This is a genomic window from Pseudomonas sp. IT-P4 (assembly GCF_949767755.1).
Classification (GTDB): domain Bacteria; phylum Pseudomonadota; class Gammaproteobacteria; order Pseudomonadales; family Pseudomonadaceae; genus Aquipseudomonas; species Aquipseudomonas monachiensis.
Genome location: NZ_CATKPX010000053.1, coordinates 1 through 9,290 on the forward strand (window position 1 = coordinate 1; position 9,290 = coordinate 9,290).

Consider the following 9,290-nt stretch of genomic DNA (forward strand, 5'->3'; position numbering starts at 1 on the left):
GGACCGGCTGGCTCCAGACTTTTTTCGGGGTGCCGCTGCCACTCCAATAGCTGGGCCATTAGCTGGGCCTCCAAACGATTGGGGGGGAGGTCGACCTCAGGGGCCGCGTCATCTGGATTCTCGGGTTGATCGGTCATCACGGGAGCCCTCATCGTGGCGGTACAGCAAATCTGAAAAACATCCCGGCTGAATGGCAGGGAGCGCCGCCGGGGAATGGGAGTACACGAAACTCCGGTCCAGGCGGCTCCAGAAGGTCGCCGGGCGCTTGCAGCCCAAGAGATAAAACAGCGTTTATTCGTGCATGACCTGGCTCCAGCGGCGGATTCAGACCGCTCTTGCCCTGCCGAACAGCGCCATTTTGCAGGGGTTTAGCCTAAACCATGGTCATTCATTGGCGATGGTTTAGAGCCAAGAGATAAAACAGCGTTTATTCCTATTGCCGCGTAAATACGGGGCCGCGCCTGGCCTTCGAGCCCACCGACCGGAGTTTTTTGTACGCATGCGCTGTAAAAAAGTTTGCGCATGCGCAAACTTTTAGGTCGCCGGCACCCCTCCAGCAGGATCGGGGGCTGCGTATGGGCCCAGAGACTCGTGTGGCAATGGTTCTCCATTTAGCGCAGCCATGATTTGATCCAGAACCTCAACCTTGGCGTCCAGCATTCCGCAGACGTGGTAAAGATCGGCTAATACGCCGAGTAATGTTTCAGCATCATGCTGATGACGATTTTCAGAGGGGGGGGGCGGGTTCATTTTTTACCCCTGGTGATCACATGACAGAGCCCCAAAGGATAATCCTAAGGTGCGCCTAACGCTCATTTTGCGAGGGCTAAAAGTAGAGATTTGTGCTGCCGAGGCTCGCTGAGGGGGGCCTTCTATAATCACTCTATAATTGTCCATAATTTTCCATAATTGCCTATAAAGTCCTCTTTCTGCCGTCCTCTTGGGTTTCCAGTGGCGGCGTCGGTCGTCACGACTGATCGTGAAGCAAGCTCCCTCTGAAAATATTTTTCAACCAACCGGGCCAAGGGTTTTGCGCGTTGTATACCTGACTTTGCCCAGGTTGCAGCCTTGTCAGCGCTGTGACTCCCCGGGCAAGCTGTATCTAACCGGCCCACTCAACCAAACCCACAAAAAGAGCCGGGGGAGTAAAAACCAATGACTGATGATCTGATTTTCCTCAAGGCCGCTGGCTTTTTGGTGCTGGCCTACAACCTGCTGCGCGGCTGGCAGCGCTACAAGGCGCGCAAGGCGGCGGATGATCCGTGGAGCGGGATCGAACACCGCTAAGCCGCGCAGGGCCCACGGACGGCTCGCGCGTTACGCGTAACGGGACATTCGTTAAATTGCACCCCTCATCCAAGCCCACCCTGGTGGGCTTTTTTGTGGCCACTGGACACCAGAGATGGCGGGTGTGGTACATCACTCACGGCCTGTGTGGCTTGATGCGCATTCCATTACTGACTCGAAAAGGATTAATCCATGACCCAAGCAAACATCCCTCATAACCTGCTGGCCTTCTGGGTTTCGGGCAGCTTGTACGCCGCTGCCAGCCCTGCAGAGGCTCTGAATCTCGCAAAGGAGAGTGATCGTACGACTAACCACCTTTTGGAAAACGTTCGGACCGCCACACCCGAAGATTTGGCCGAAGTAGTGCCTTGGGGCGATCAGTTCGTGACGCTAGGCGAATGGTTGAATGCCCGTACTGAGGCTGGCTGCATGGTTCGGGGGGAGTAATGGTAGGTAAAGGCCTGCAAGAAGAAACGCTGCGCGCCATGCTCGAAGCCGGCGCGGTGCGCGAAGTGCTAGTCAGCCGGCACGACGAAAAATGGGGCTTGGCGATTCGCCTGGGCGGTGCCGGATCGCGTTGGCTACCGGTGCGCTCACGGCGTGAGGTGCTGCGCACCTGGGCCAGTTTGACCGCCGTGGGACGTTTTGCCGAGGGTATTGGCTTGCGCGGCTTTAACGTCGAGCTGTGACCGATCACGCGGGCCAATCAACAGGCAAAAAAAAGCCGCCTTAGTCGGGCGGCTTTTTCGTCGAAAGCCCAGTTAGTGGCCGGGCTTTCGTACTCACAGGGAGCATTCACGTACCGACAGGGTACAAGGTGGTACTTGCAGTGGCAATAATTAACGATTGGCGGTTTTTGGGGCGCACGATAAACACAACATGTAGGGATTGGTGCGGCCTTTTTGGTTAAAAAGTTCTTTTTTTATGGTTTTTTGTGAAGTCGAGCAAATAGGCCCATTTTTCGAAAAAAATCTTTCCCCCCGCCAAAGCCCCGTAGTGCCTCGCTCTGGCCGAAAAAGTGCTCTTTTATACACAGCGAATGAGCCGGTACGCCGCACCATGTTGGAAATAAATTCGTTACCATGCAGGCACTCGCACGGTGTTAGCAAATGCCGTGCGGCGGCCTTACTGACACGGGCTAGTAATCCGTGCGGATGACTCAGAAGGCGTCCATCAGCTTAGCCGCCTCACAGGGAGCATTCACGTGATCCCGAAGGCACACAAGTCCGGTGAGTGTGCTGGAGGTTTGGCCCAACGACGGGAGGGCCAAGCATGTTGAAGTTTTTGAAACATGCGTGGGATTTCGTGGTGGTTTGTGTACGTGTTCAGCACGTCTTTGAACTGCTGCGGGATCGCTTCGACGACCTGCAATAAGGTCGGCAGGATGGACCGCTTGAGCTTCGGCTTGAGCGGTTTTTTTTTGCCATGAAAAAGCCCGCCCGCCAGGTGGCTTGAGCTGTGAGGCAAAAAGTTTCTGCATGCAGAAACTTTTGTACACGAAACTCCGGCTCGAAGGCCAGGGCGCGGCCCGTATTTACGCTGCAATAGGAATAAACGCTGTTTTATCTCTTGGCTCTAAACCATTGCCCTGAATGACCATGGTTTAGGCCCAGCCCCTGCAAAATGGCGCTATGCGGCAGGGTAAGAGCGGTCTGCATCCGCCGCTGGAGCCTGGTCATGCACGAATAAACGCTGTTTTATCTCTTGGGCTGAAAGCTCCCCGAGACGGAAATGGACGGCATATAAAGATGCCCTGACGGCGCAGGCGGCCTCTGCCGCGTTATTGCCTAAAAAGGGAGCGACGCCACCAAGGAATCGGTTTTTCATTTGGCACGATCTCCGCTGTGCCAGGTGTGTCAGGCGGTGGCAGGTCAGGTTTGTACTCAAGCAAACGCATTGCCTGGCGAAGCTCGGCCATTTCTTCTCTCAAAGCCTTAAGTTCAGCCAAAATTAAAGCGGTGTCTGGTGTGCCATGAACAGTGTCAGCGTGTGCCTGTTTTTGCTCTTCTGGCTGTGCCAGAGGTTTCAGCTCTCCATAAACGCGGATCAGCTCGGACGTCTCCAGACGGCGAGCGCTATCACCCTCAGGCTCCCATGATAAGCGGCCTGTAGCCATGTCGCGATAAAGCGTACGGCGGCTTTTCCCTGTGAGTTTCTGGGCTTCTGTGATGGTGTGCCATGCCATGTGCCACCTCGTTAAAGCTGTAGTGCCATCTGATCGTTCTTGGTGATCGTAAACGAGAACCCGACGATCTTCCGTCCCTGCCGACGAGGCTCTGCGGTAACGGCCAGATCGGTGTTTTTGTTAAGTTCGGCTAGAGCTGGGTCAATGACCCAACGGCGCAGATCTTTGACGTTTGGGTACTTTTCTCCGAGATCGAGCATTTCTCGCACCTGGGTGAGTGTGCATTCCCGCTGTTTGAGCTTGAGGAACTGACTCATCAGCTCGTAGAGACGGACAGAGTAGAAGCTAGACAGGCTGCCGATTTGCTTGAGTTGGTAGCTGGTGAACTCTTTGTTCAACATGGTCAGGTGTGGGAGCACCGTGGGGGAGAAGCCCAGTTCGACGCAGCCTTGGCCTTCCCTGTACTTCACATGGAAGACCCACCGCATGCGTTCCACGAGCTTGCCCTTTACGTACCGACGGATGTCACGGTTGAACAGTCTGGTGGCTGCATCGTCTAGCGCCGCATAGGCGTGTTTGACATCTATGCCGAACACCTCGGCAAAAGTGTCGGCCCTAACGGTCAGATAACCATCCTTGGGCAGCGGCTTGCGCGGGTCGATCAGCGACGCTGCGCAGAGCACCAAGCGTTTCTCGTTGAGCGTCAGCGTATGTGAGGCCTCAACGAGCTTGTTGGACTGCGTGACCTTGTTATCGACCATTACCTTCCCTTACCCGGAATCTCTCCCTGATAGAGTATTAAGGGGAGAGGGAGAGAGTCAACACCCTCTCCCTGTTTAGTAAGAAAGAGAACCCGTTGTCCTGGCTACAGTTGTGGATAACAGCCGGAATCTCTCCCTCATTGACCCGGAATCTCTCCCCTTTAAACCCGGAATCTCTCCCCTTTAAACCCGGAATCTCTCCCTGAACTGTAAAAAAAATTCTTTTAAAACAGTAAGTTACGCGGCCGAAAACAAGTAAAAACAAGAAAAACAAGATTTAAAAGAGATGAGATTCGAGCCGGTTAGAATTGGGCTCTAGCAGCACAAGGGGGATTAGGGTGCACCCATCTAAATTCGCCTGAACCTGCACCCGAAAGGAAGACCAACCCCTACAGAGCTGGAAAGAATGCACGTCGAGACGCCAAGCTGATGGCTGAGACGCATAAGCTCAACGTCAAAGCAGGCATGACACGCGAAACCTTCTGGTATCCGGTGGCCGTCGCCACCGGTCTAATCACTGCGGTAGCGACCATCACTGCTCTGTTGGTCAAATACATCTAGCCCAGAAACCCAGAAACGTCTGAGCATCCAAAAGCGCGCCCCTCCAGTCCCTGCACGCCCTCCCACGTACGCGCACGGCTTGAGGCCCTACCAGGGCGTTTCGCTCCTTCACGGCGCTGGCTACGCCCTGCGCGCTTCGCTTGCCTTGTCTCGGCCTCAAGGGGCTCGATCATTCCCCCTTCTGCGCGACAGCGCCCTGAACGCCTATCACCCGGCGCAAGGCCTCGGAGCCGCGCTGGTCGGCACCCAGAACTGCTTTTCGTTCTGCAGGACGGGTTAAGAACCCATCCATCAGTGACAGCAGATCATTTAACCCGCCACTTGGGAGTGATGCGGTTCGCTTGAGGTGGTCGAGTGTGGCCGCCCCGACCAACACCTTGACCCGGTCATCGTCCTTCTTGGTGTTCGCCTTGATACGTGCTTCCGATTGCTGGATGCGGGCGTTGAGTTGATCCCGTTTACGTTTGAGTTCTTCCAGATCGTTAGCCATTCAGTCCGTCCTAGCGTGATGAAAAAAATGAGCATATACCGTGGCCTTATTGTTGATCCAGGTGATGCGAATTCTGTGGGTTTACAGTAGAGTAATTGTCGACGCATGCTCACCCGAAGCAAAGCAAGGGCGCACTTATGCAAACTACGTTTGCGTGCGGTCGTCAAGCCGACAAATCCAGAAAATCAAAAGCAAATTCTAGGTACTCAATTTTGGCGATTTACTCGGCCAGCGTTAAGGCAGTCAGCAGAAGCCATGGCCGTTCGGCCACCGCTTCTGCTGCCTATCGTATCGCCGGGAAAATCACGGATCATCGAACCGGCTTGATTCACGATTTCACTCGTAAACAGGGAGTTGAAAGTGTGTCGATGCATTTGCCTGCTGGGCTCTCATCGATGACAAGCGAGGCTTTGTGGAATGCCGCCGAACTGGCGGAAAAAAGGAAAAATTCCACCGTAGCGCGGGAACTGCTGGTGGCGTTACCGCACGAGCTAACGGTGGATCAACGAAGCCGCTTAGCCGCTCGAATGGCAATTGAATTGGTCCAGCGCTACCAGATCGCGGCTCAAGTCGCGGTGCATTTACCTGACCGTGAAGGCGACAATCGCAATCATCACGCGCACATTCTGTTTACTACTCGCCGACTCAATCGGTTTGGATTGGGTGAGAAAACACGCGAACTCGATGACCTTAAGCGCGGTCCTGAAGAAGTGATTTGGATTCGGGAAATGGTTGAGCGCTGCACAAACACTGCGCTCACTGCTGCTGGGCATGATGTTCGCGTTGACCGACGGAGCTTGGTTGAACAACGGAAGGCTGCACTTAGCGCAGGCGACCAGGTATTAGCTCATTTATTGGATCGGGCCCCGACTCTTCATGAAGGTCCGCGAGTGACGCAGATCCGTCGTGAGTGCACGAGGTTCAGCCGTACTCCTATGGGGTTGCTGGACCGGGCCGCGGTAAACGACGACATTCACACACTGCTTAAATCTCGCCTTCAGCTGGTTGTTCTGAATGCACAGATTATTGATCTGGACGCTGAGCGGGCCAAGCGTCGACCCCGTGCGTATGAACAGCGTCTTTATTGGCTTGAGAACGAACTTTCTACTATCCAGAGCGCAGAGGGGAGGCTCAGTGATCTCGGGCGGCGTGTGTGTGCGGGGATTGAGCAGCGTCTAGCTCAGGCACGTACTGATGTATCTGCACCTGTCAGCCATTCTATTGAGGCTGAATGGCTCGCTCGGCTGTGGCGAGGGGAAGTGATCCAAGAGCTCAAGTCGTCACCTATCATGGATCAAAGCTCTAAACGTCGATTAGCCGAAATGCTGAATTTCCCCCTGCCTGAGGGTGATACCGAGCGCCGGCAGCAATGGCTGATGCTGTTGGAAGAAGTACAGAGGGCTGAGTCAGCTAATTTTGGAGCTGCGGAACAGCACTACGAAACGCAGTCGTATACGGATGGCTCGCCAAGTCGAGTTGAATCTGAAGACCTTTCCTTGTGGTATTCAGTACGCCAGATGCGACTGGACGCAATTGACGCGGCGTTGTGTATGGCTCAGACCTCATCTGCACATGGTCGAGATGTTCGGAGCATGGTTAGTGCTCTTCAAGGTCTACGTGCTGAGATTCAAGCCCTTACCCCTGAAAATCTGAGTGTGGCCGGAATGCAAGAAGCTGTCGCGAGTGAGCGGGACGAATTTTTGCGCTTGCCTGAGTGGCTTAAGCAACGACAGTCGCTATCTCCAGATCTTCGGCCTAGCGGGCCTCGTCTCGGTTGAATGGTTTGGAGGGCCGCTAGGCGGAAACCAAGGCGCATCGAGCGCACCTGGTCTTTCACGAATCAACTGTTTTTGATCAACTTAATCCCATGGTAACGCTTTAAAAAACTCGGTCACCCTGGCATAGGACTCATCGAAATCTGGAAGGTCAACAACTGTATCTTTGAGTAATGGATATTTTTCTGAGGATCTTCTTTTGATTTCCGGATCATCTATACCATCGCGATGAAGCAGATAATCAATTTTTTTCCCTTGGCTTTTATTTATTAATGAGCTCAGTATTTTGGTTTTTTCTGAGTCACTTAGAGGTTTTATTGTTGTTAATAGATAATTAACATCATATATGTCTTGTTCTCGGCCTCTATTCCGTACTTCTTGCTGCAAAATAGATCTAATTTTTTCTGCTATCAAGTCGCATATGTCATACGCTTGAATTTCATCATCATTGTCGCCAAGTTTAAGCATTTCTACATTGTATGATTTTTCATTAAAGCTGTAATCGATAACTATAACTAGCGAACAATTCCTATCCTCCAGACGCCTCATTTGTGCTGCATTGCTTCTCAGGCAATAGGCTAGTTTCATTTTTATAGTGGGAAAGGTGCCTTGTGGGTTCGGTTTTATATCATAGGATTGTAGTTTGCATTTAACGCCATAGTTTAAAGAAGACTCTACTAAATCCATCGAATCATTTAATGTTGATTCAAACTCATCCAGATTTATTTCGGAGAGAGTTTTCTCCGTGGAGAAATCGATGTCAGTAGTAAATCGAGTACTACCATAGCGAATACCGAGAAGGGTTCCGCCCTTGATGATCATGCTAGTTCTTAGAGATTCGTCTGAAGAGATCGCGCGTAAGATTATGTGTGTGGCTTGTCTAGCTAGCAGAAAGTCCCGTGGTGCCTCTGCAACCCATTGTTCAATGTCTATTTCCATATTCTTGTGCTGACTCTGCATTTAATGAAAGTGACCAATCCTCGTCGAATATAGACGAAAATGGCACTCCAGGAACTAGGATTTTTGAACTGCCTCTGGTTTTTTTTGATTCTTGCTGCCATTCAGAAAGTAGAGGATGTTCAACACCAGCAATTTTCTGCAGGGCAAATCCCACCCTCGCAATATCAATTTTTCTGGTTGTTTTGTGTTTTAGCTCATTTATGATAGCGGATGAATATTTTTTACCGTTCTCGGCATATATCTCTAACACATGGTCTATGCCGCCACATTCATCAGGGTACCTAAACATATCGATAAATGTTTTTCCGATGGATGCTACCTTTATCGGGCTATTTCTAACCTCTAAAGGCTCAACATATTTTGTCTCGACTGAGACAATCAATTCTTGTCCGAATATATTGGTGTGCTTGGGAAAGCTTGGAATGAAATGTTCTAAATCAAAATCTACTTCCGGATCTATAGACAAATCTAATAGTGATCTTTTTTTCCATTCGTTTAGGGGGCAGGTAGTGAATCGAACAACTTTTGGTATTTTATCCGTTAATCCATACCAAGCCATTGCGTTAATTTTCGACAGATAGCCATACGGATAGATAGTACAAACTGTTTCAGCCGGACTGTACTCAGTCTTCCCTTTTATAACATAAATGCCTGGTGTATTTGCGCTACCATATATTTGATGATGTTTTACGTCGTTGTTTATATTAGTTAATATTCCAGTCCGTTCTACTCTGTCGATATAGTTGTGGAAGTCGTCTACGGATGCGTAGTCTTTTCTTATAAGTGAAATACGCGCGCCTTTATAAACTTTCTCCATGAATAGTATGAATATTTGTTCTGAAAGTTTTTCCTTGGTGATCACTGAATACGGATATTCCTCTAGCACCCACGTAGCCAATGCTTCTTCTAGTAAAAACATCGAAATCCTCCTGATTCTAACGACTCTTACCAGATATACGTCCTAAGGACGTATATCTGGTAAGAGCTGGTATGTCAATAAAAGCCTGTGTTTACAGGCTTCTTTTTTTATGTTACCTTTTAGCCGCTATAATAAATCCTTAGGATTTATTATAGCGGCTCTTATATCAAAAATTCACTTCTTAGAGCATTGTTCGGTTTTTAGGTTTTTGGCTGCCCTTTGGCGCGAATGAAAGGAGCCATCGCGCAGATGAATAAAGGAAAGAATTCTTTCCTTTAACCCTATAAATGCTGGTTAAAGGAAAGAATCCTTTCCTTTGTTGCGTTCATGAATAGTACTTCGAGCGCTTGCAGTGAATTGGGGGCCTTGCTCCTCCTCAAACCAGCCGTTTGAGCGGACAGCCCCTGCTAAT

At 50.8% G+C, this 9,290-nt stretch carries 10 protein-coding genes; 5 read left to right on the forward strand and 5 right to left on the reverse strand.

Features of this window, described 5'->3' with window-relative positions; genetic code table 11:
• The first annotated feature begins 1,155 nt into the window (after nucleotides 1-1,155).
• From ACM6IT_RS21135 to ACM6IT_RS21145, 3 genes are all read left to right on the forward strand, one after another.
• A complete protein-coding gene (locus ACM6IT_RS21135; protein WP_256580391.1) occupies nucleotides 1,156-1,287 on the forward strand; it encodes a hypothetical protein in 132 nt (43 codons plus the stop codon).
• A gap of 192 nt (nucleotides 1,288-1,479) precedes the next feature.
• Nucleotides 1,480-1,734 (forward strand): hypothetical protein, encoded by a 255-nt coding sequence (locus ACM6IT_RS21140; RefSeq protein WP_414918623.1) that lies wholly within the window; start codon nucleotides 1,480-1,482, stop codon nucleotides 1,732-1,734.
• On the forward strand, nucleotides 1,734-1,976 hold the full coding sequence (locus ACM6IT_RS21145; RefSeq protein ID WP_414918624.1) for a hypothetical protein: 243 nt from the start codon (nucleotides 1,734-1,736) through the stop codon (nucleotides 1,974-1,976). Before ACM6IT_RS21140 ends, ACM6IT_RS21145 begins: the two co-directional genes overlap by 1 nt.
• 1,091 nt (nucleotides 1,977-3,067) lie before the next feature.
• Here ACM6IT_RS21145 and ACM6IT_RS21150 read toward each other — a convergent pair.
• Nucleotides 3,068-3,472, reverse strand: a complete 405-nt coding sequence (locus tag ACM6IT_RS21150; RefSeq protein WP_414918625.1) for a hypothetical protein — start codon at nucleotides 3,470-3,472, stop codon at nucleotides 3,068-3,070.
• Between the two features lie 11 nt (nucleotides 3,473-3,483).
• Nucleotides 3,484-4,173, reverse strand: a complete 690-nt coding sequence (locus ACM6IT_RS21155) for a replication initiation protein (protein WP_414918626.1) — start codon at nucleotides 4,171-4,173, stop codon at nucleotides 3,484-3,486.
• Between the two features lie 429 nt (nucleotides 4,174-4,602).
• Between ACM6IT_RS21155 and ACM6IT_RS21160 the strand changes: the two genes are divergently transcribed.
• The gene (locus ACM6IT_RS21160) at nucleotides 4,603-4,734 is read left to right on the forward strand and encodes a hypothetical protein (protein ID WP_414918627.1); all 132 of its coding nucleotides are present in this window, start codon (nucleotides 4,603-4,605) and stop codon (nucleotides 4,732-4,734) included.
• A gap of 169 nt (nucleotides 4,735-4,903) precedes the next feature.
• Here the strand turns inward: ACM6IT_RS21160 and ACM6IT_RS21165 are convergent, their stop codons facing one another.
• On the reverse strand, nucleotides 4,904-5,224 hold the full coding sequence (locus tag ACM6IT_RS21165) for a hypothetical protein (protein WP_414918628.1): 321 nt from the start codon (nucleotides 5,222-5,224) through the stop codon (nucleotides 4,904-4,906).
• Between the two features lie 137 nt (nucleotides 5,225-5,361).
• Between ACM6IT_RS21165 and ACM6IT_RS21170 the strand changes: the two genes are divergently transcribed.
• Entirely contained in the window at nucleotides 5,362-7,002 is a 1,641-nt protein-coding gene (locus ACM6IT_RS21170; RefSeq protein WP_414918629.1) for a MobA/MobL family protein, read from the forward strand.
• Between the two features lie 81 nt (nucleotides 7,003-7,083).
• On the opposite strand, the gene ACM6IT_RS21175 is transcribed toward ACM6IT_RS21170, so the two are convergent.
• Both ACM6IT_RS21175 and ACM6IT_RS21180 read right to left on the reverse strand, forming a co-directional pair.
• Nucleotides 7,084-7,959 carry a nucleotidyl transferase AbiEii/AbiGii toxin family protein gene (locus ACM6IT_RS21175; RefSeq protein ID WP_414918630.1) on the reverse strand — a complete coding sequence of 292 codons (876 nt, stop codon included), beginning with the start codon at nucleotides 7,957-7,959 and terminating at the stop codon, nucleotides 7,084-7,086.
• Entirely contained in the window at nucleotides 7,922-8,878 is a 957-nt protein-coding gene (locus ACM6IT_RS21180; RefSeq protein ID WP_414918631.1) for a type IV toxin-antitoxin system AbiEi family antitoxin domain-containing protein, read from the reverse strand. The genes ACM6IT_RS21175 and ACM6IT_RS21180 overlap by 38 nt, the downstream gene beginning before the upstream one ends.
• Nucleotides 8,879-9,290 lie beyond the last annotated feature (412 nt).